Below are 20,833 nucleotides of genomic sequence, written 5' to 3' on the forward strand. Positions count from 1 at the left end.
AAGTGACTAAAAATTACTGAAGCAGACAAACGCCAGCTAAAAAAAAGCGCTCAAGTCTGGGCAACGTTCCCCAGGCGAGCGCCTTCAGTTCGGGTTTTGCAAAACGTCATTTTACCGGATTTCAGGTAGTAACACGGAGAATTCCCTCTCAGTCCGGGAATTTACTACAAAAGAGGGAAGAATCCGGGAATTCCGGCCGATGGGGATTGCGGTAACGCCCACTTTTCATCGTACTCAATTTTCGCCAGATACAAACCATCGGGCATAAATGTTGGCGCGGCAACGCTACGATCCCTTCCAGCCAGGAGTTCAGCCATCCATTCGGGCGGTCTTTTCCCCGTGCCAACAAAAATGAGTGAGCCCACAATGTTTCTGACCATATGATGCAGAAAAGCACTGGCTCGCAGTGTAATCACGATGATCTCCGCCTGCTGACGGATTTGTATGGAATACATATGTTTAACAGGATTTTTTGCCTGACACTCTGCCGCCCGGAAGGCAGAAAAATCATGCTCTCCCAGCAGATAATCAGCACCTGCTCGCATTTTTTCCACATCTAAAGGCCGGAATACCCAGCCAGCACGACCGATCAGTAAAGGAGACCTGATTTTGTCATTCAATAAAACATAGTGATACGTTCTTGCCCTTGCGCCAAACCGGGCATGAAATTGATCGCCATCAGGTGCAACAAGCTCCAGCTCCCTGGCCCAACGCACAGCAACAGTATCCGGCAAAAAAGCATTGACGCCATTTACCCATGAATAAGGGGTTCGGATTAAAGGAGTGTCAAAATGGACGACCTGTTCAATGCCATGCACTCCCGCGTCGGTACGGCCAGCACAGACGGTACTGACCTCTATATTACAAAACTGCCGCAGTGCTTTCTCAAGGGCATCCTGGACTGTATTTCCGGAAGGTTGCTTTTGCCATCCGTGCCAGCCATTACCGTCATACTGCACACCCAATACGATACGCTTCACAAACCGCCTCATTCATATCAGCATATAAAAACAAACGGGCGCAAGCAAACGCTGCGCCCGCACAATACTCAAACCAAAACTCAAACCATCTGAGCCAGCATAGATTCGGCTCTTGCCTTCTGGGACGCATTACCGCCCTTCATAACCTCATCCAATAACTCCCTGGCCCCTTCTTTATCACCGATTTCATGATAAGCGACGGCCAGATCCAGTTTGGTTGACATTTCAGCATTCTCAGTTTCTGCCTCTGCAACGACAGGCTCACTGTGAGCAGGCTGCTCCTCCTGAACCTTAGCCGGCTCCAACTCCAGATCAATGCCCGACAGATCGAACTCAAATGCAGACACACTGTCTGTGCTGGCCTGAGCTTCGTGTTCCGTCTTTTCGTCTTGCATCATCTCAAGATCAAGCCCCTCTGTCGTCCCGGATACATTTTTATCTGCAGGAACAGGCGCAGAAGCCTGCTCTTTTTCCGGAGACAAATTGAAATCCAGCATATCCAGACCGACACTGACAGACTCGTCCGCAGATAACTGTGCGGAGTCGTGCTCAGGGGGTGCAGGTTCAGTACTGGTTTTATGATCACCAAAATCAAAGTCGATAGTACCGAAATCAACAACCGGAACCTCTTCCTGGGCTGGCTGCATTGCTGCGGCAGGCGCAGATTCGGGAATAACAGGAACCTCGGATTCGCCCAGACCAAGATCAAAATCCAGATCAACAGCATGATCCATATGCAGCGGGGCAGCTTCCTCAACAGCATGCGCACCGCCATCAGTTAATGTCGGTGACTCAGGTTTCGACGCTGTGTCAATGATGCTTATCGCGTCCAGCATATCCCGGGACAAAGAATTCGCCAGCAAGGCATCAGGATCGAGATCCTCCAGCGGTTGCGTGGTCACTCCCAGCACAGAAACGCCAGCCTCAGCTTTTGCCTGGCCACCTGCATACAGCGGGTTGCCCGGTTCAAGAACGATACCCATGGATGCCGCCTGCGCCCACTCTTCCCCCTCACCACTGGTCATACCATACAGCTCACTAGCGAGGCGCTCAAAAGTCTTGGCGTCTTTACGTGCAAAGTAAATTTCCAGCAGTTTTACGCGGACTGCATGGCGGTCTGGCTGAGTTCTCAATGCCTCCTTCAGAATTTCCTCTGCCTGAGAATCACGCCCATAGGCAATATAGACATCTGCCTCTGCAACCGGGTCCACCTCATTTGCATCCAGCTGGCTGGCTGAAGGTGCAAAATTAGAATTGAATACGCTGTTATTAGTATCCACACTCTGACCGCCGGTTGAACCGAACATGGAGTTTGCCTTCATGCTGGATCCGGTCAGAATACTGTCTTCAAATTGCTGCAATTTTTTCTTGCGGTTATTTGCCCATAATCCGACCCCGCCCAACAAAGCAAGGATCAGCGCTCCACCGGGAACCAGGAAATCAGAGATGCTGTCGAAAAAACCAGGCTCAGGCGGTGGTGGAGGCGGCACAGGCCGGCGACGCGGCGGCTTCGTGACACTGGCAGCCGATGCGCTGACTGACGCTGGCACGGCAGTTGCGGATGCTGTTGCGCTGACAGCAGCGGAAGCACTGACTTGTTGCGCAGAAGATGCCGGAGCTGATGCCGGGGCTGGGACTGCTGCCGCCTTTTCCTGCGCAGCACTGGCTGCTGCCATCTTGGTATCCTGCTTGCCTTTTACATTCAATTCAGCCTCTTTGGAGGCAAGATCTTTATTTTTTATTTCCAGCAAACGCTGAAGATCGTTAACGTTTTTTTCAAGCTCTTTGACACGGTTACTGGCATCTGCTGCAGCTTTATTCTTGGCCAGCTTGTCTTCTTCTGACACACCCTTACCATTAGCGCCTGGCGTTGACGCTGCAGCTTTCGAAAGCTTCAGCTTATCAGGTGATTCAGCAGTCAGATTAGGTACTTCTTTCACCTTGGCTGAAATCGCCCCACTTGCAGTTTGTTTGACGGATTGCGATTTTGCCGCCGGAGTACGTTCCACATAATCGGCTAATTTATTTCTATAAGCGTTGAAATCAGCTGCATGCGCCATCACAACAGAATGGGCCTCAGAATTACTGGCAGCCCGCACTGATTCTGTATCCGGAATCACCAGAATCTGCCCTGCTTTCAGGCGATTCATGTTGTTTCCGATAAAAGCCTGTGGATTCGCGCGATACAGACTAACTAACATCTGATCCAGCGATATGCCATCTTTGCGATATGCGCCAGCAACCTTTCCCAGCGTATCGCCAGCCTTCACGGAGTATTCACCGGCGGATGACTGAACTGGAGTCGCGGCTGTATTTTTTTTAATCTGTAAAGAAGTGCTGGTACCTCCTGCTGTCGCGGTATTCGCAGACAAGCGACTGCCAACACTTTCTGCAGTACCACCTGTCTGCGCTTTACTATTGACCACGTTCGGACTGGATACCTGAGGAGACTGACTGTTTCTCAACTCGGCGGGATCAAGAAGGAAAGTGTATTCCCGTAGCAACTTGCCATTGGATGAGTTCATCTCCAGCAACATATCGACAAAAGGCTCATTCATCGCCTGCGTCGAATTCACTTTGATCACGTAACCCGTACCGCGCTGTTCAATAGCAAATCTGAAGGACAGCAATGCCGGATTAAAATCAATATTCGCCTGACGGAATGCATCGGCTGATGCCAATTTCGGTACCAGTGAACCGACCTCATCTTTGTCCGGCGAGGTCAACTCAATTTCTGCGCGTAAAGGCTGTCCCAGTGAAGACAGTACCGTTAGCCGCCCCATCCCTGTCGCATGCGCGTTCGACACAAATAATAAGGTCGAGGCGACGGCAACGCTCAAAGCTTTGCGCCCCAGAGAAATCACTGATGTTCTTTTTTGTTTAAGCATTTTTGTCAGATATATTGGGCATTTGGCGAACAAGGTCCGCTGGGATAAGCCATTTAGCTTGCCGCTAAAGCGTGATATTGTTCCAAGATAACATTACAAACTTAGCGGTGCAAGCTTAACTCTATTTCACCGTATGGTAAATACATTAAGATGCCAAGAAGCAAGCAAGTAGGCAATTCGTTGTTACCATTTAACAAGCAACACAAAATTACAAATAGAAACACTAAATCACTATAGTAAAAAAGGGAGGCAAGCCTCCCTTTTTTAGTCCATATCAGTCAATCAGTATTCGTAACATACGGCGCAACGGTTCTGCCGCACCCCACAATAACTGATCTCCGACGGTAAATGCGCCAACATATTCCGGCCCCATTGCCAGCTTGCGAATACGCCCAACCGGAATCGTCATCGTCCCGGTCACAGCAACGGGGGTCAGATCCCGGATACTGTCTTCACGCGTATTCGGCACGACCTTCACCCACTCATTATCTGCTGCAATCATTGCCTCAATATCTGCGACGGGAACATCTTTTTTGAGTTTAAAGGTTAATGCCTGACTGTGGCAACGCATAGCGCCAATGCGGATGCAAAATCCGTCGACAGGAACAGCCGCTGTACCAAAGCCCTCACCCTGTCCCAGAATTTTGTTGGTTTCTGCCATGCCTTTCCATTCTTCCTTAGACATGCCATTTCCCAAATCCTTATCAATCCAAGGAATCAGGGAGCCGCCCAGCGGGACTCCGAAATTCGCAGTTTCTGCTGCGCTCAATGAACGCTGTTTAGCGATCACTTTACGATCAATTTCAAGAATCGCGCTTTTCGGATCATCCAGCAGATTCTTGACTTCTGCGTTCAAAGTCCCGTATTGCATCAACAACTCGCGCATGTGCTGCGCACCGCCACCGGAAGCAGCCTGATAAGTCTGGGTACTCATCCAATCAACCAGTCCGGCCTTATACAGCGCGCCAACCCCCATTAACATGCAGCTGACCGTACAATTGCCGCCGATCCAGTTTTTCTGGCCTTTTGCCAGCGCATTTTTAATCACAGGCAGGTTGACCGGATCCAGAACGATGACGGCATCGTCATTCATGCGCAGACTGGAGGCAGCATCAATCCAGTGTCCATTCCAGCCGGCAGCACGCAATTTCGGGAAAACTTCATTCGTATAATCACCACCCTGGCAGGTAATAATGATGTCGCATTTTTTGAGCTCATCAATATTGTGTGCGTCCTTCAGCGTCTTTTCATTTTTCGCCATCGCAGGGGCAGCGCCACCGGTATTCGATGTCGAAAAAAACACTGGTTCAATATGCGTGAAATCGTTTTCCTCCTGCATACGCTGCATCAGAACCGACCCCACCATGCCACGCCAACCTACCAAACCTACCAGTTTCATCATTTTTCCCTATAAATTGCAGGAGACCCCTGCCCGACCAAAATTCAATTTGCCAATGCGCTGACCACAGCCTGCCCCATTTCGGCGGTACCAACCTTTGTCGTACCAGCTTCATAAATATCGGGAGTGCGCAAACCTTGCGCCAGCACTTTTTTCACCGCAGCCTCAATACGGTCAGCCTGATCTGCCTTCCCGAGAGAGTAACGCAACATCATTGCCGCCGACAAAATCGTTGCGAGCGGGTTCGCAATCCCTTTACCAGCAATGTCAGGAGCGGAGCCATGCGAAGGTTCATACAAACCTTTGTTATTCGCATCCAGAGATGCTGACGGCAACATACCGATCGAACCGGTCAGCATCGATGCTTCATCAGACAAAATATCGCCAAACATATTTCCTGTTACGATCACATCAAATTTTTTCGGTGCACGTACCAGCTGCATTGCGGCGTTATCAATATACATGTGATCCAGCGCAACGTCCGGATACTCTTTGTGCACATCGGTCACGATATCTTTCCAGAACTGGAAAGTTTCCAGCACGTTTGCTTTATCCACGCTGGTTAAACGCTTACTGCGCTTTTGTGCAGTCTGAAACGCCACGTGAGCAATACGGCGGATTTCCGTCTCGGCATAACGCATCGTATCGAATGCTTCGCGCTCCCCTTTGAAAGGACCATCAGGGCACTCACGCATGCCACGAGGCTGACCAAAATAAATATCGCCTGTCAGTTCGCGGATAATCAGAATATCCAGTCCGGAAACAACTTCCGGTTTCAATGTCGATGCGCCAGCCAATTCAGGATATAAAATTGCAGGGCGTAAATTAGCAAACAACTTCAGATTTTTACGCAGTCCCAGAATGGCCTGCTCCGGACGTAACGCACGCTCCAGCGTATCGTACTTCCAGTCGCCGACAGCACCGAACAAGATAGCGTCAGCATCCTGTGCCAACTTTAACGTTGTCTCCGGCAATGGATGACCCGATGCCTCATAACCGGCGCCACCAACTGGCGCCGTTTCCATTTCAAATTTTTCGTCCAGTGCGTTCAGCACGTTCACTGCCTGAGTGACGATTTCAGGTCCTATGCCATCACCGGGCAAAATCGCAATTTTCATATTCTTTGTTTTTTAATAGCTTAAATCGTATTCGCAAGCCAGGGCTGGGCAGCAATATGCCGCTCTTCAAATGCACGGATCTTATCTGCCTGACGCAAGGTCAGTCCGATATCATCCAACCCATTCAACAGGCAATATTTACGGAATGGATCAATCTCAAATGGATAGCTGACACTGGCGTTGCTTGTAGTAACGACCTGTTTTTCAAGATCTATGACCAGGCGAAAACCGGGGAAAACCTTGACCTCATTAAACAGATGATCAACCTGGCTTTCAGTCAGAACGATCGGTAATACGCCATTTTTATAGCAATTGTTGAAGAAAATATCGGCAAAACTTGGGGCGATGATTGCCCGAAAGCCGTACTGTTCCAGCGCCCACGGTGCGTGTTCGCGGGATGAGCCACAGCCGAAATTTTTACGTGCCAGCAATATGGACGCCCCTTGATAACGCGGCTGATTCAGTACGAAATCAGGATTTAACGGACGCTGACTGTTGTCCATCCCCGGCTCACCATGATCCAGATAGCGCCACTCATCAAACAGATTAGGGCCAAATCCGGTGCGCTTGATGGATTTCAGAAACTGCTTGGGAATAATAGCGTCCGTATCCACGTTTGCCCTGTCCATAGGGGCAACCAGACCATTGAGTAAAGTAAATTTTTCCATGCCATTCTTTATTTCTTGCCAGCGCCTTCGACCACTTCGCCTGCTTTTTTCACATCTTTACCAATACCTTGCACAGTATTGCAAGCAGTTACTACCAGCGCGCAAATCAGGAGAGCAAAAATCTTTTTCATGTTAATTCCTTTTCTTTTATGAGTTTTACGACAGACGACGGACGTCAACAAAGTGGCCTTCAATACCGGCCGCAGCCGCCATTGCCGGAGAAACGAGATGCGTCCGCCCCCCCTGGCCCTGACGACCTTCAAAATTACGGTTCGATGTTGAAGCACAACGTTCGCCCGGTTCCAGGCGATCGGCATTCATAGCCAGGCACATCGAACAACCCGGCTCACGCCATTCAAAGCCGGCATCACGGAAAATCTTGTCCAGGCCTTCGCGCTCGGCCTGCTCTTTAACGAGGCCAGAACCGGGCACCACCATCGCCAGCTTAATATTCGATGCACGGAACTTGCCACGCACTACGGCTGCCGCTGCACGCAGGTCTTCAATCCGGGAATTGGTACAGGAACCAATAAACACCTTATCAATACGGATATCAGAGATCGCCGTGTTCGGTTTCAGCGCCATATACGCCAACGCCTTCTCGATCGCATCGCGTTTTACCGCATCTTTTTCCTGATCCGGATCTGGGATACGGCCGTCAATCGCCAGGACCATTTCCGGGGAAGTGCCCCACGTTACTTGCGGCTTAATTTCTGCTGCATTCAAAGTGACGACCAGATCGAATTTCGCACCGGCATCGGAATGCAATGTTTTCCAGTATTCGACGGCGCGATCCCAGTGCGGCCCGACCGGCGAGAAAGGACGTCCTTTCACGTAGTCGATTGTCGTCTGGTCAACAGCAACCATTCCGGCACGCGCACCTGCTTCAATCGCCATATTACAAATAGTCATGCGCCCTTCCATCGACAAACTGCGAATGGTGGAGCCTGCAAATTCAATCGCATACCCTGTACCACCAGCCGTACCGATGCGGCCAATGACAGCCAGCACAACATCTTTTGCCGTCACGCCAGCCGGTAACACACCGTCAATCTGCACCAGCATGGATTTCGATTTCTTCGCAATCAGGGTCTGGGTCGCGAGAACGTGCTCGACTTCGGAGGTGCCGATACCATGCGCGAGACAGCCGAAAGCGCCGTGGGTGGATGTATGTGAATCGCCGCACACTACCGTCATGCCTGGCAAGGTCGCCCCTTGCTCTGGCCCGATTACATGCACAATGCCCTGACGCTTATCCGCCATGCTGAAATAAGTCAGTCCATATTGTTTTGCATTTGCATCCAGCGTTTCCACCTGCAAACGGGAAACCGGATCGTCAATACCGTTCACACGATTCGTTGTCGGCACATTGTGATCTGCCACCACCAGATTGGCAGAATGACGCCATGGCTGACGCCCTGCAATTTTGAGTCCTTCAAACGCTTGCGGACTGGTCACCTCATGTAGCAAATGACGGTCAATATACAAAATGGCGGTGCCATCATCTTCCGAGTGCACTACATGAGATTCCCATAATTTGTCGTAAAGCGTTTTAAGCATAATATGAAGCCTGAAGATAAATCGTTAAGTCGGGTAAAACTGCTGGTTTTTGCGTCTGATTATGCCACAGTTGTGCATTGCAAAACACGGGCACTGTCATCGAAAAACCGAATCTCTCAAGAGAAAAATACAAAAAATGACTATCAAACCAAATTTTTAATCATTTAAATCAAAATTTTTTCACAAAACCCCGATGATTATTCAGCCAGTGCCAAAGTCCCGCCGAACACCGGAATCATGGCCTTGCAAGTCAACAGGACAACCAGATACTCCCCCTGAGTATCTGCCCCCCCCAGTCTTTACAATGGGGACAGGCTATTTTTCATGAATACTCCCCTGATTTCCCTAAAACCAAGCAGATTTTTGGAGAAATCCGGAATCTATCTGGTCAGTCAGTCGCCCGTGAACAGGTTTTGCGGCACGACGTCACCACACTGGGCACGGTGCCGCAATGCATGATCCATCAACACAAGCGCCAGCATGGCCTCGGCAATCGGCGTCGCCCGGATGCCCACACAGGGATCGTGCCGGCCGAAAGTTTCCACCACAACCGGATTTCCGTGAATATCAAGCGAGTGACGCGGCACACGAATCGAGGAAGTCGGCTTAATCGCGATGGACACCGTAATATCCTGCCCGGTTGAGATTCCGCCCAGTACACCGCCCGCATTGTTTCCGACAAAGCCATGTGGCGTAATTTCGTCGCCATGCACTGAACCGCGCTGGGCGACCGATTCAAAACCAGCACCAATCTCAACGCCTTTGACCGCATTAATCCCCATCATCGCGTAAGCAATATCGGCATCCAGCTTGTCGTAAATTGGCTGACCAAGACCTACCGGGACATTGCGGGCCAGCACCTGGATTCTGGCGCCAATCGAGTCGCCATCCTTGCGCAGAGCATCCATATAGGACTCCATGCGCTCCAGCAAAACAGCATCGCCAGTCGGTGCAAAAAATGGATTGTGCGTTGTATGCTCCCACCCCTGAAACGGAACCTGAATATCTCCCAGTTGCGTCATGCCGCCTGAAAATTCCGTGCCGAATTTCTGCTTCAGCCATTTTTTGGCAATGGCGGCGGCCCCGACCACCGGCGCAGTCAGCCTTGCAGATGAACGACCGCCACCACGGGGGTCGCGAATGCCATATTTACTCCAGTATGTGAAATCAGCGTGTCCGGGCCTGAATGTGTCGGTGATATTGCCGTAATCTTTACTGCGCTGATCCTGATTCCGGATCAACAATGCGATCGGCGTTCCGGTTGTCTTCCCCTGATATACACCGGAAAGTATCTCGACCAGATCCGGCTCCTGTCTTTGCGTGACATGCCTGGAAGTTCCGGGTTTACGGCGATCCAGTTCAGGCTGGATATCCGCCTCTGACAATGCCATCCCCGGGGGGCAGCCATCAATCACACAACCAATCGCCGGTCCGTGGGACTCACCAAAAGTTGTCACTGTAAATAAAGTACCGAAAGTGTTGCCAGACATAATATTTTGCAATAATGATTAAAAACGGAATTTAAATCATTTTAACAGAGCACCGGAACGGCGCTGGCGCCGCCGCCGCCCGATACGCCGATCAGCAACAAATAAATGGAAAATAGAATGAATTCGCAGCAGGCGGCGCACTATCCAATGAATATTGTTTTATTATTGCTAAACAAGAAGATATGAGACTTGGCTGCAAGCATTTTTAATGTCATAGTTCGTCAAGGACGTCACATTACATTACGCAGATCGCAAAGAGAGTTGCTAAGCATGGAGCCGTATTGCAGATGAATTCATCGATTCATTCTACCGAAGACGATCTGATTTTCCTTGATGAACATGATCATGACGAGTCACTGACTGCCTCAGGAGCCAATGTCAGCTGGCGGATCATGATTATCGACGATGATCCGGATGTGCATTCTGCAACCACATTTGCACTCGGCAGCCTCGAAATACAACACCGCCCACTGAGTTTCCTCCACGCTTATTCTGCAGCAGAAGCACGGGATATTCTGCAAAGCGAAACCGATATCGCCATTATTTTGCTCGATGTGGTGATGGAACAGGAAGACGCAGGGCTGCAGTTAGTCAATTACATCCGCAAGACACTGGGACTGACTGACGTCAGAATTATCCTCAGAACCGGTCAGCCCGGCTACGCGCCGGAAATCGACGCGATTCGTGATTACGACATCAATGATTACAAAACCAAGTCTGAACTGACCCGTACCAAACTATATACCGCAGTCACTTCCGCAATCCGCTCTTATGAGCAGATTTGTGCAATTAACGCCAGCCGTCACGGACTGGAAATGATCATCAACGCCAGTACGGAACTGATGGCCCTGCATGGATTGCACAATTTTGCTTCCGGTGTCCTGACTCAGATCACCAGCCTGCTGGGCTTAAATACCGAAGGTTTTGTCTGTTCCCGACAAACGGTAACGCACAACCGGGAACAAGCCGAAGAGGTCCATGTGATCGCCGCCACCAACGGGTTTAATTACCTGCTGAATCAGCCAGTCTCCGCAGTGAATCAGCCAAGAGTTGCCGAGATAGTCACCCGCTCCCTGAATCTGAAACACAGTATTTATGAACAGGATCTGACGGCGCTGTATTTTAATAACGTCGCCAAAAAAGATTTCACGCTGTATCTGGAAGCCGGCCTGCAACTGAATGACATGGATAAGCGCCTGCTGGAAGTCTTTTGCAGCAACGTCTCCGTCGGCCTAGATAATGTAATTCTGACTTCCAGACTGCATAACTATGCCTTCTATGATCCGCTGACCGGACTCTCAAACCGTCTCAAGTTATTACAAACGCTGAGTGAGACTCTCAAATCTTCGCTCAAAGACCATAGCGCCCTGTCGCTGATTGACATTGATCATTTTGCAGAAACCAACGATGCGCTCGGTCATCAGTTCGGCGACCTGCTGCTCTCCTCAGTGGCACAACGGCTGCAAACACATTTTGGAAAAACCTGCCATACGGCTCGCATAGGCAGCGATACCTTTGCACTGCTGGGAGATCAGGGGCTGGTTTCTCCTGAACAGATTCTTGCATTGTTCACCGAGCCATTTGATGTCGACCGGCAGGAAGTTCAGTTAACTGCAACCATCGGCCTGATCAAGCTCGATGATTACGATGGCGATGCATCTGAGGCACTCAAAGATACCAACATTGCCTTAAAACGTGCAAAAACCCACCGCCGGGGAGGTTATGAATACTTCACCCGGAGCATGGGAGTCGAGATACGTGAACGGGTGCTGCTGATGCATGCTTTGCGGGCGGCATTTGAACACGAACGCTTGTTTCTGGTCTATCAGCCTCAGGTGGACATGCGGACTGGCAGGATATTAGGTGCAGAAGCACTGCTACGCTGGAAAACGGATGAAGGGAAATTCATTCCTCCTGATCAATTCATACCAATTGCCGAATATTCCGGCCTGATCGTTGATATCGGTGAATGGGTATTACGCAGTGCCTGCCACGAACTGGTGACCCTGCGCGAGCTTGGCTATACTGACTTCCAGATGGCGATTAATGTCTCTCAGGCTCAGTTTTCTCATCCATTGTTTATGCAGACCCTGCACCGGGCATTAGAAGAAACCCAGGCGCCTCCCCAGTTTGTCGAACTCGAAATCACCGAATCCATGGCAATGAAAGATCCTGAGTTACTGATCAAAACATTGCATCAAATCAAACAGCTCGGTGTCAGCATTTCCATTGACGATTTCGGAACCGGATTTTCATCGCTGAGCCATCTGCAAAAGCTCGATATTGACAAACTCAAAATTGACCGAGCATTTGTCAATGATATTCAGCAAGATGGAAATGAGGGCAGCATTGCCAAAATGATCGTCCAGCTCGGGCAAAATCTGGGGCTGTCTATCATTGCCGAAGGTGTTGAAAATCAGATGCAGGCGGATACATTGATGTCTTATGGCTGCCATCTGGCTCAGGGTTACTTTTATGCCAGACCGATTGCCAAAACGGAATTGCATGAATGGCTGAAAAACAGACCTGCCACTAGTTGAGAAATCCGCTTTTCCATCCCCTTTCCAGCAGCAGACCAAGGCGACAGATAACAATCATGTCGCCTATTTTTCATTCTATCCTGCAATCCTGACCGACTATCGCATAGCCGTAGCGTCAATCACCCGATTTTCTTACAGTACAGATATAAAACTTCGATCCACCTTGTCAGCATGAAGAGAAAGCCATGAATCCGACTGTCATTACCATCAAAGAACTGCTCCGTGAACTGCGCGAATGGCTGAGCCTGCGCTTTGACCAGACCGCAGCCTGGGTGACTAAATTATCCTGGTGGAAATTTTTCCTTTTTGCAATAGTGACAATGTCTGCAGGTGCCATGCTGCAGGATATGCTCTTTACATCAGAAGAAAGCGTTATCGTCACAAAAAACAAACCTGTAAAAAAACTCAAAAAAACACAGACCATTGATAACGATACCAATATCGAAATTGATGATACCGGGCTACGCATCCGGAAATCCAGCGCCGGTGGGGCAGGCAAACAAATTGAGATTGATGAAAATGGTGTCCGCACAAAGAATATTCCTGCAGCACCGACCAGCAGCGCCAGCGACGCCTTGCCGCCACCACCAGTGCCTGCACCACCGGCAGCAGCCGCCCCACCAATAGCACCAGCAGTACCAGTGGTGCCGCCAGGCCCCAAAGATCTTGCGCCCGGTGATGACATCCACATCAAATTACCTGCTGACGTGGCAAAAGAAATCAGCGAGGACATCAATAATGCCGTCGCTGATGCTGCTGATGAAGAAGTCCGCAGCTATAAAAAGACCTCCTCAAAATGGTTTGTCAATTTTGTCCTGTTGCTGATCTTTGGCCTGTTTGGCATGAAAATATTGATGAGCGGCAAGGTACGGGCTGAAGAAAAAGCCAAGGAAGCCGGTCAGGCCGCAGAAAAAGAATCGCTGTTGCGTCAGGTCAGCGAAGCCAAAATGCAGATGATGCAGGCACAGGTTGAGCCACATTTTCTGTTTAACACTCTGGCATCGGTCGAACACCTGATCGAAACCGATCCGCCACGCGCAGCAGCCATGCAAAGAAGCCTGATCAGCTATCTGCGCGCCGTATTGCCTCAAATGCGGGAAAATGCCTCAACAACCAATCTGGGACGCGAGGCGGATATGATCAAGGCCTATCTGGATCTGCTAAAGATGCGCATGGAGGAAAGGCTAAACGTTGATTTTGTCATGCCGGAAGGGCTGCGCAGCGCTTCTTTCCCTCCCATGATGTTACAGTCTCTCGTCGAAAATGCGATCAAGCACGGGCTGGAATGCAAAGCAGAAGGAGGCACCATCCAGTTCCGGGTTGAAGTTGCCCATAACAAATTGAGAGTCAGCGTTTCTGATAACGGTTTGGGATTCGGTGCAATGCCAAGCAACGGTACCGGCCTCGGACTGCAGAATATCCGTGAAAGACTGAAATTAATTTATAAAGAAAAGGGACAAATGATCATCACACCGAATCAACCAAGCGGTGTTTGCGTTACCATAGAAATTCCTTATGAATTAGCCAACTGACAATCATGATGCCAACTGCAATTCTTGCCGACGATGAGAGACTCATGCGCGACCAGCTCAGATCAAGACTCGAGCAGGTCTGGCCAGAACTTACCATTCTGGATGAAGCAAAAAATGGTCATGAAGCGATACAACTGGTTGAACAACACCGTCCCGATCTGGTTTTTCTGGACATTCGCATGCCCATTAAAACAGGTCTGGAAGCTGCCAAAGAAATAGGTAATAAAGCGCACATTGTCTTCATCACGGCTTACGACCAGTACGCGATTGAAGCCTTTGATCATGGCGCAGTGGATTATGTCTTGAAGCCTGCTGACGCAGACCGGCTCACAAAAACCGTCGAAAGACTGAAATCACGCCTGCACAGCCAGACACAACCTGCAGACATGAGCACACTGCTGTCACAATTGGCGAAACAAATGGGGATGGCTCACAAACCTGCTTATTTACAATGGATACAGGCATCAATCGGTCAGGAACTGCGTCTGATCCCGGTAGAAGAAATTCTGTTTTTCCAGTCTGACGAAAAGTACACCCGTGTACAGACTGCGTCATATGAAGCCCTGATACGCAAACCAGTCCGGGATCTGGCTGAAGAATTAGACCCGGCTTTATTCTGGCAAATTCACCGTTCCACTTTAGTCAATGCCAAGTCCATATCTGGCGTTGTTCGCGATCTCCGGGGGCGCCATCTGGTTCAGGTCAAAGGCCTGAATGAAAAACTGGAAGTCAGCAGAAGTTTTGTGCACTTATTTAAACAAATGTGATCTGACATACGATTTCATGCCCTGAAAAATACTCCGAAAAAAAAGCGCCTTGCTCAGGCGCTTTTTTCTTTCCAATCTGCGAAGCGGTTACAAGAGACGCAAACCAAACCACCAGGCAATCGCAGCCACAAACGCGGATGCAGGAATTGTCAGCACCCATGCCCAGACAATGTTGCCCGCAACACCCCAGCGCACAGCAGACATTTTCTGTGCTGAGCCAACCCCGACAATCGCTCCCGTAATCGTATGGGTCGTTGATACCGGAACACCCATTGCAGTCGCAATAAATAAGGTAATCGCACCACCTGTTTCTGCACAGAAGCCGCCAACCGGTTTTAATTTGGTAATTTTCTGTCCCATCGTTTTCACGATACGCCAGCCACCAAATAAAGTACCCAGACCAATCGCACCATAGCAAGATAAAATCACCCACCATGGCGGCATCGCATCCTGCGCACTGGAATAACCGCCTGCAATCAGCAGCATCCAGATAATTCCCATCGTTTTCTGTGCGTCATTACCACCATGTCCCAGACTGTACATCGAAGCGGATGCCAGCTGAAACCGGCGGAACCATCTGTCCACCTTTAATGGCGTCGAATGAACGAACAGCCAGGACACCAGCAACATCATCAATGACCCCAGGATAAAGCCCAGCAACGGCGACAGAACGATAAACGCGATCGTCTTGAGCAAACCGGAGGATAGCAAGGCGTTCGTGCCCGACTTCGCCACTGCAGCGCCAACCAGACCGCCAATCAGGGCATGCGAAGAAGACGAAGGAATACCAAAATACCAGGTAATCAGGTTCCAGAACACGGCACCAACTAAAGCGCCAAAGATGACGTAATGGTCAATCGCCCATGGCTCTATCGTGCCTTTGCCAATTGTCGCAGCCACTTTCAGCTGAAAGAAAAAAACTGCAATGACGTTAAACAGTGCGGCCATGGCAACTGCCGTCTGTGGCTTCAATACCCCTGTTGATACCACGGTGGCGATGGCATTTGCCGCATCGTGGAAACCATTCATAAAATCAAACAGCAGCGCCAGCACGACCAGCGCCGCGACGACGTAAATGCTTATCTGCAAAGTTTGCATGAAATTTACTCTTTTTGAATTCGGCCTGCACAACCGTATCAGGCCTGTTGTTTTTTATTGTGTATCGTCACCGCCAAACAAGCACTTCTCTCCCCGGCGGGTCAGATCAGACATTCAGACTATTCCAGACTCGTGCATCAGGCGTTTTCAACAATAATGCCTTCAATAATATTTGCCACGTCTTCACAACGATCTGTCACTGTTTCAAGGATTTCATAGATCGCTTTCAGCTTGATCAGATTCCGCACATCGGGCTCATCACGAAACAGTTTAGACATAGCCGCCCGCATGACATGATCAGCATCTGACTCGAGACGATCAATTTCCTCACAGATCGACAAAATTTCTCTTGAATGATTCATGTTGTGCAGCTTGCTGACTGCCAGCTGAACCTTCTCAGAGCAAGCAAGACATAATTCCGCCAGTCGCTTTGCCTCAGGGGTGATTTCACGGATGTCGTACAGTGAAATAGTTTGCGCCCCATCCTCCAGCAAGTCGAGAATATCATCCATGCGGGTAATCAGTTTATGGATGTCATCACGGTCAATCGGCGTGATAAATGTTTTATGCAATAACTCAATGGTGTTATAGGTCACCGTATCGGCTTGTTTTTCTATGCCTTCAATTGCATGTACGCGATTTTCCAGATCATCGAAATTGGTCATCAAAGCCAACATCTCCATGGATCCTTTTACACACAACTCTGCATGCTGATTAAAAAGCTCAAAGAATTTGCCTTCAGTAGGCATCAAGCGTCCAAACATTTTTTTCTCACTGACAAATAGAAATGAAGATGAATTCTGATCAGAAAAACATCGGTCTGGGAATTGAAGCAATCCGGTGGCCGGACTGCTGACAATCACCCTGCCTTAAAAATTACTCGCTATCTCCGTAGATAGACAAAGAACCGACATAATTATCGAATTTCGTGTATTCACCCAGGAAGGTCAGGCGCACACTGCCAATAGGACCATTACGCTGCTTACCAATAATGATTTCTGCAGTCCCTTTATCCGGCGAATCGGGGTTATAAACCTGATCGCGGTAAATAAACATGATGACGTCAGCATCCTGCTCAATCGCGCCCGATTCACGCAGATCCGACATCACCGGACGCTTATTCGGGCGCTGTTCCAGAGAACGGTTCAACTGGGAAAGTGCAATCACGGGACAATTCAGTTCTTTTGCCAAACCTTTCAGATTTCGGGAAATTTCCGAAATTTCTGTCGCCCGGTTTTCACCTGCCACATTGGCAGACATCAGCTGCAAGTAATCCACGATAATCAGACCCAGCTTGCCACATTGACGCGCCAGCCGCCGGGAACGCGCTCGCAGCTCAATTGAACTGAGCGCCGGTGTTTCATCAATATATAGCTGCGCCTCATTCATTTTCTGGATCGCATGCGTCAGCCGGGGCCAGTCCTCATCACTCAGCTTACCAATCCGCAAACGGCTCTGGTCAAGGCGTCCGACCGACCCCAACATACGCATTGCCAATTGTGCCCCGCCCATTTCCATAGAAAACACGGCGACAGGTAATCCGCTGTCGATGGCAACGTTTTCTCCGATATTCAGCGAAAACGCTGTCTTACCCATCGACGGACGACCAGCAACGATAATCAGATCGCCAGGCTGCAAACCGGAAGTCATCTTATCCAGATCAACAAACCCCGTTGGCACACCAGTAATATCGTTTTGGTTGTCACGGTTGTAGAGCTCATCAATGCGCTCCACTACCTGCGTCAGCAGCGGCTGGATTGCCTGAAAACCCTGGGCGCCACGTGCGCCCTCTTCTGCGATAGCAAATATTTTAGACTCTGCCTCATCCAGCATCTGCTTGACTTCTTTACCCTGCGGATTGAATGCATTGCCTGCAATTTCATCGGATACCGTAATCAGCTTGCGCAATACGCCACGGTCACGGACGATTTCCGCATATCGCCGGATATTTGCCGCAGACGGTGTATTTTGCGCCAGTGCATTCAAATAAACCAAGCCACCTGCATCCTCTGCTTTACCTTGCACACTCAGTGCTTCATACACAGTAATCACGTCTGCCGGCCTGGATGAATTAATCAACTTCACCATGCACTGAAAAATCAGACGATGGTCGTAACGATAAAAATCATCCTCGCCAATAAAGTCTGCAATTCGGTCCCAGGCAGCATTGTCCAGCAACAAGCCGCCCAGGACGGACTGTTCTGCTTCTATTGAATGAGGAGGAACGCGGATAGCGTCTAACTGTGGATCGGGAGCGGCTTTCATGGCGCGCATTATACCTGCTAATTCTGATTACCAACGAACCCGGACTGGGTAACAATTGGATATTATGCTGTTCCAACAACAAATAAATTATATAAATAATTTATTACAAAAAATAAAAAAAGCCGGGCAATAACCCGGCTTTTTTTATTTTGAAAAGCGGCTAAATTAAGCCTGCTCTCCGACGACTGCTACGTTCACATTAACAACAACGTCAGTGTGCAATGCAACGGAAACAGCGTGGTCGCCAACAATTTTCAATGGACCTTGTGGCAAACGAACTTGTGCTTTCTCAACCGCGAAACCTTGTTTAGCCATGGCTTCGGCGATATCAAAATTAGTGACGGAGCCGAACAAACGACCATCAACACCAGCTTTCTGAGCGATCTGAACGGTAGAACCTTCCAGTTTTTCACCTTGTGCCTGTGCTGCGGCCAATTTTTCAGCTGCTGCCTTTTCGAGTTCTGCACGCTTTGCTTCAAATTCAGCAATCGCTGCCGCAGTTGCGCGACGAGCCATACGTTGTGGGATCAGGAAATTACGTGCGTAACCATCTTTCACACGAACTACATCACCGAGATTGCCGAGATTAACGACTTTATCCATCAGAATAACTTGCATATTTTTCTCCTAATATCCTGTCGTCAATTACGCTGTGTGCAGATCAGTGTAAGGCAACAGCGCTAAGTAGCGTGCGCGCTTGATCGCTGTATCAACCTGACGCTGATACAAAGCTTTAGTACCGGTCAGACGGGCTGGCATGATTTTGCCATTTTCCTGAACGAAATCTTTCAGAGTGTCGATATCTTTGTAATCAACTTTCTCTACGTGTGCTGCTGTGAAGCGGCAGAATTTTTTGCGCTTGAACAAAGGATTTTGTTGCTGACGCTTTTGCTTCAATTTGTTTTTATCAAATTTTTTACCGAATGCCATTTTTGGCTCCTAATCTAGTAAATTCATCCCGAAATTCGTTATATGAAAAACGAGACTTTTGCTGTTGCGGTTTTTGCGTGCCAGGAATCCGGTGAATTTACACTCCAGTTCCAGCGGAATTTCAGAAAAGCTTTTTGAAATATCTCCTGCAGCAATTGCAGAAATCTCCATTTCAACCAGTCTGATCACTCCCGCTTCTGTCTGCTGAGAACTGTGCATCAGCACAGCACTGGCTATCGGAACACCTGCTGGCGTAAAACGTAATGCAGATTTCTCGATAATTTTTGCAAACAGATTGAGTTGGTTCACCGTACCGTCACACGACCTTTTCAACTAATGAAAATTAAGCAGCTGGCGCTTCAACGCGCTGCGCCTTCGCTGCATCTTCTTTCTGAACAGCTTTCATCATTGGAGATGGCGTTGTTTCAGCTTTTTTCATTTTAACTGTCAGGTGGCGCAGAACAGCATCATTGAATTTGAATGCGGTTTCCAGCTCGAGCAGAGTTTCTGCGTCGCACTCGATGTTCATGCAAACATAGTGTGCTTTTGCCAGTTTCTGAATCATGTAAGCCAATTGACGACGGCCCCAGTCTTCAACGCGATGGATCTGACCACCACGTGCAACAACACTGGCTTTATAACGCTCGATCATCGCTGGCACTTGCTCGCTTTGATCGGGATGTACGATAAATACGATTTCATAATGACGCATATATTCTCCTTGTGGACAATAAAAATAGCCTGCCCCGGCGTCAAGACGAGTGCAGGAAGAGGAAAGCCGATTATGATAACCCAGTTTAATGATTAATACAAATAGCTTCAGTTAATCGCAATGAATATCTAAAAATATCAAATTTTCCTTGCACAGAATACCTCACTGTATAAAAATACAGACTGTCTATACGTACAGCGCAATTCGCGCATTGACCTCATGCTAAAGCTGACCGCAAGACAGGAACAAATCCTGAATCTCATCAAAGATGCCATCCAACAGACAGGCTTCCCTCCAACCAGGGCAGAAATAGCGTCTACGCTCGGCTTCCGCTCGACTAATGCCGCTGAGGAACACCTGCAAGCACTCGCCAGAAAAGGTGTGATTGAAATTGCGGCGGGCACTTCGCGGGGAATCCGCTTGCTGGACTCTGACTTATCGAGTCACATCACTGGTTCTCTGTCCGCCAGTTCAGCATCTGCAAATCTGTCCATTCCGCTGGTCGGACGCGTTGCAGCCGGCTCCCCCATTCTTGCGAGCGAACATATCGAAGCCAGTTATCAGGTGGATCCCGCTCTTTTTTCTGCGAAACCTGATTTTTTACTCAAGGTGCGCGGTATGTCCATGCGCGACGCCGGCATTCTGGACGGTGATCTGCTGGCCGTAAAAAAGACAGATCATGCCAGAAATGGCCAGATTATCGTGGCCAGACTGGGTGACGATGTCACTGTCAAACGCTATAAAAAAACAGAAACCGGGATAGAGTTAATTCCAGAGAATCCAGACTACTCCATTATCCATGTCAGCGAGAATGAAACAGATTTTTCTTTAGAGGGATTGGCTGTGGGGCTAATGAGAAATTGGGTTTAATACAGAATGTATGAAT

General features: G+C 49.1%; 19 protein-coding genes. 4 read left to right on the top strand and 15 right to left on the bottom strand.

Features of this window, described 5'->3' with window-relative positions; genetic code table 11:
- Window positions 1-164: 164 nt before the first annotated feature.
- From truA to aroC, 8 genes are all read right to left on the bottom strand, one after another.
- Window positions 165-980 carry a tRNA pseudouridine(38-40) synthase TruA gene (gene truA, locus H8K27_RS14120; protein ID WP_329604404.1) on the bottom strand — a complete coding sequence of 272 codons (816 nt, stop codon included), beginning with the start codon at window positions 978-980 and terminating at the stop codon, window positions 165-167.
- Window positions 981-1,060: 80 nt separating this feature from the next.
- The gene (locus tag H8K27_RS14125; RefSeq protein WP_186863833.1) at window positions 1,061-3,868 is read right to left on the bottom strand and encodes a motility hub landmark protein FimV; all 2,808 of its coding nucleotides are present in this window, start codon (window positions 3,866-3,868) and stop codon (window positions 1,061-1,063) included.
- A 274-nt stretch (window positions 3,869-4,142) separates the two neighbouring features.
- The gene (gene asd, locus H8K27_RS14130; protein WP_186863834.1) at window positions 4,143-5,270 is read right to left on the bottom strand and encodes an aspartate-semialdehyde dehydrogenase; all 1,128 of its coding nucleotides are present in this window, start codon (window positions 5,268-5,270) and stop codon (window positions 4,143-4,145) included.
- Window positions 5,271-5,311: 41 nt separating this feature from the next.
- Window positions 5,312-6,385, bottom strand: coding sequence for a 3-isopropylmalate dehydrogenase (leuB, locus tag H8K27_RS14135; protein WP_186863835.1), 1,074 nt, complete (start codon window positions 6,383-6,385; stop codon window positions 5,312-5,314).
- A 20-nt stretch (window positions 6,386-6,405) separates the two neighbouring features.
- On the bottom strand, window positions 6,406-7,053 hold the full coding sequence (gene leuD, locus H8K27_RS14140) for a 3-isopropylmalate dehydratase small subunit (protein WP_186863836.1): 648 nt from the start codon (window positions 7,051-7,053) through the stop codon (window positions 6,406-6,408).
- Window positions 7,054-7,061: 8 nt separating this feature from the next.
- Complete coding sequence (locus H8K27_RS14145) at window positions 7,062-7,184, bottom strand: entericidin A/B family lipoprotein (RefSeq protein WP_186863837.1); 123 nt, start codon at window positions 7,182-7,184, stop codon at window positions 7,062-7,064.
- A gap of 25 nt (window positions 7,185-7,209) precedes the next feature.
- Window positions 7,210-8,613 carry a 3-isopropylmalate dehydratase large subunit gene (gene leuC / locus H8K27_RS14150; RefSeq protein ID WP_186863838.1) on the bottom strand — a complete coding sequence of 468 codons (1,404 nt, stop codon included), beginning with the start codon at window positions 8,611-8,613 and terminating at the stop codon, window positions 7,210-7,212.
- A 392-nt stretch (window positions 8,614-9,005) separates the two neighbouring features.
- Window positions 9,006-10,103 (bottom strand): chorismate synthase, encoded by a 1,098-nt coding sequence (gene aroC, locus H8K27_RS14155; RefSeq protein WP_186863839.1) that lies wholly within the window; start codon window positions 10,101-10,103, stop codon window positions 9,006-9,008.
- A gap of 287 nt (window positions 10,104-10,390) precedes the next feature.
- Here aroC and H8K27_RS14160 point away from each other — a divergent pair, with 287 nt between their 5' ends.
- The 3 genes from H8K27_RS14160 (at window position 10,391) to H8K27_RS14170 (ending at window position 14,942) form a co-directional block, all read left to right on the top strand.
- The gene (locus H8K27_RS14160) at window positions 10,391-12,643 is read left to right on the top strand and encodes a bifunctional diguanylate cyclase/phosphodiesterase (RefSeq protein WP_186863840.1); all 2,253 of its coding nucleotides are present in this window, start codon (window positions 10,391-10,393) and stop codon (window positions 12,641-12,643) included.
- Between the two features lie 185 nt (window positions 12,644-12,828).
- Window positions 12,829-14,175, top strand: coding sequence for a sensor histidine kinase (locus H8K27_RS14165; RefSeq protein ID WP_186863841.1), 1,347 nt, complete (start codon window positions 12,829-12,831; stop codon window positions 14,173-14,175).
- Window positions 14,176-14,183: 8 nt separating this feature from the next.
- Window positions 14,184-14,942, top strand: a complete 759-nt coding sequence (locus H8K27_RS14170; protein WP_186863920.1) for a LytR/AlgR family response regulator transcription factor — start codon at window positions 14,184-14,186, stop codon at window positions 14,940-14,942.
- An 87-nt stretch (window positions 14,943-15,029) separates the two neighbouring features.
- Here H8K27_RS14170 and H8K27_RS14175 read toward each other — a convergent pair whose 3' ends face one another.
- From H8K27_RS14175 to rpsF, 7 genes are all read right to left on the bottom strand, one after another.
- Window positions 15,030-16,040 (bottom strand): inorganic phosphate transporter, encoded by a 1,011-nt coding sequence (locus H8K27_RS14175; RefSeq protein ID WP_176804755.1) that lies wholly within the window; start codon window positions 16,038-16,040, stop codon window positions 15,030-15,032.
- 137 nt (window positions 16,041-16,177) lie between these two features.
- Window positions 16,178-16,804 carry a DUF47 domain-containing protein gene (locus H8K27_RS14180; RefSeq protein ID WP_186863842.1) on the bottom strand — a complete coding sequence of 209 codons (627 nt, stop codon included), beginning with the start codon at window positions 16,802-16,804 and terminating at the stop codon, window positions 16,178-16,180.
- Window positions 16,805-16,916: 112 nt separating this feature from the next.
- A complete protein-coding gene (locus tag H8K27_RS14185; protein ID WP_399311200.1) occupies window positions 16,917-18,305 on the bottom strand; it encodes a replicative DNA helicase in 1,389 nt (462 codons plus the stop codon).
- 165 nt (window positions 18,306-18,470) lie between these two features.
- Complete coding sequence (rplI, locus tag H8K27_RS14190; RefSeq protein WP_186863843.1) at window positions 18,471-18,923, bottom strand: 50S ribosomal protein L9; 453 nt, start codon at window positions 18,921-18,923, stop codon at window positions 18,471-18,473.
- Window positions 18,924-18,950: 27 nt separating this feature from the next.
- A complete protein-coding gene (gene rpsR / locus H8K27_RS14195) occupies window positions 18,951-19,235 on the bottom strand; it encodes a 30S ribosomal protein S18 (protein WP_176804752.1) in 285 nt (94 codons plus the stop codon).
- 9 nt (window positions 19,236-19,244) lie between these two features.
- A complete protein-coding gene (gene priB / locus H8K27_RS14200) occupies window positions 19,245-19,544 on the bottom strand; it encodes a primosomal replication protein N (RefSeq protein WP_186863844.1) in 300 nt (99 codons plus the stop codon).
- Window positions 19,545-19,578: 34 nt separating this feature from the next.
- Entirely contained in the window at window positions 19,579-19,947 is a 369-nt protein-coding gene (gene rpsF, locus H8K27_RS14205) for a 30S ribosomal protein S6 (protein WP_186863845.1), read from the bottom strand.
- Between the two features lie 219 nt (window positions 19,948-20,166).
- Here rpsF and lexA point away from each other — a divergent pair, with 219 nt between their 5' ends.
- Window positions 20,167-20,817 (top strand): transcriptional repressor LexA, encoded by a 651-nt coding sequence (gene lexA / locus H8K27_RS14210; protein ID WP_186863846.1) that lies wholly within the window; start codon window positions 20,167-20,169, stop codon window positions 20,815-20,817.
- The last annotated feature ends 16 nt before the right edge of the window (window positions 20,818-20,833 follow it).

Origin of the sequence: Cognatundibacterium griseum (assembly GCF_014284195.1) — a bacterium.
GTDB lineage: Bacteria > Pseudomonadota > Gammaproteobacteria > Burkholderiales > Burkholderiaceae_D > Undibacterium > Undibacterium griseum.

Bases quoted from the DNA above. Each gene is read 5' to 3' on its own strand.
- H8K27_RS14125 (WP_186863833.1), bottom strand. From the start codon at position 3,868: ATGCTTAAACAAAAAAGAACATCAGTGATTTCTCTGGGGCGCAAAGCT.
- asd (WP_186863834.1), bottom strand. From the start codon at position 5,270: ATGATGAAACTGGTAGGTTTGGTAGGTTGGCGTGGCATGGTGGGGTCG.
- leuB (WP_186863835.1), bottom strand. From the start codon at position 6,385: ATGAAAATTGCGATTTTGCCCGGTGATGGCATAGGACCTGAAATCGTC.
- leuD (WP_186863836.1), bottom strand. From the start codon at position 7,053: ATGGAAAAATTTACTTTACTCAATGGTCTGGTTGCCCCTATGGACAGG.
- H8K27_RS14145 (WP_186863837.1), bottom strand. From the start codon at position 7,184: ATGAAAAAGATTTTTGCTCTCCTGATTTGCGCGCTGGTAGTAACTGCT.
- leuC (WP_186863838.1), bottom strand. From the start codon at position 8,613: ATGCTTAAAACGCTTTACGACAAATTATGGGAATCTCATGTAGTGCAC.
- aroC (WP_186863839.1), bottom strand. From the start codon at position 10,103: ATGTCTGGCAACACTTTCGGTACTTTATTTACAGTGACAACTTTTGGT.
- H8K27_RS14160 (WP_186863840.1), top strand. From the start codon at position 10,391: ATGAATTCATCGATTCATTCTACCGAAGACGATCTGATTTTCCTTGAT.
- H8K27_RS14165 (WP_186863841.1), top strand. From the start codon at position 12,829: ATGAATCCGACTGTCATTACCATCAAAGAACTGCTCCGTGAACTGCGC.
- H8K27_RS14170 (WP_186863920.1), top strand. From the start codon at position 14,184: ATGCCAACTGCAATTCTTGCCGACGATGAGAGACTCATGCGCGACCAG.
- H8K27_RS14175 (WP_176804755.1), bottom strand. From the start codon at position 16,040: ATGCAAACTTTGCAGATAAGCATTTACGTCGTCGCGGCGCTGGTCGTG.
- H8K27_RS14180 (WP_186863842.1), bottom strand. From the start codon at position 16,804: ATGTTTGGACGCTTGATGCCTACTGAAGGCAAATTCTTTGAGCTTTTT.
- H8K27_RS14185 (WP_399311200.1), bottom strand. From the start codon at position 18,305: ATGAAAGCCGCTCCCGATCCACAGTTAGACGCTATCCGCGTTCCTCCT.
- rplI (WP_186863843.1), bottom strand. From the start codon at position 18,923: ATGCAAGTTATTCTGATGGATAAAGTCGTTAATCTCGGCAATCTCGGT.
- rpsR (WP_176804752.1), bottom strand. From the start codon at position 19,235: ATGGCATTCGGTAAAAAATTTGATAAAAACAAATTGAAGCAAAAGCGT.
- rpsF (WP_186863845.1), bottom strand. From the start codon at position 19,947: ATGCGTCATTATGAAATCGTATTTATCGTACATCCCGATCAAAGCGAG.
- lexA (WP_186863846.1), top strand. From the start codon at position 20,167: ATGCTAAAGCTGACCGCAAGACAGGAACAAATCCTGAATCTCATCAAA.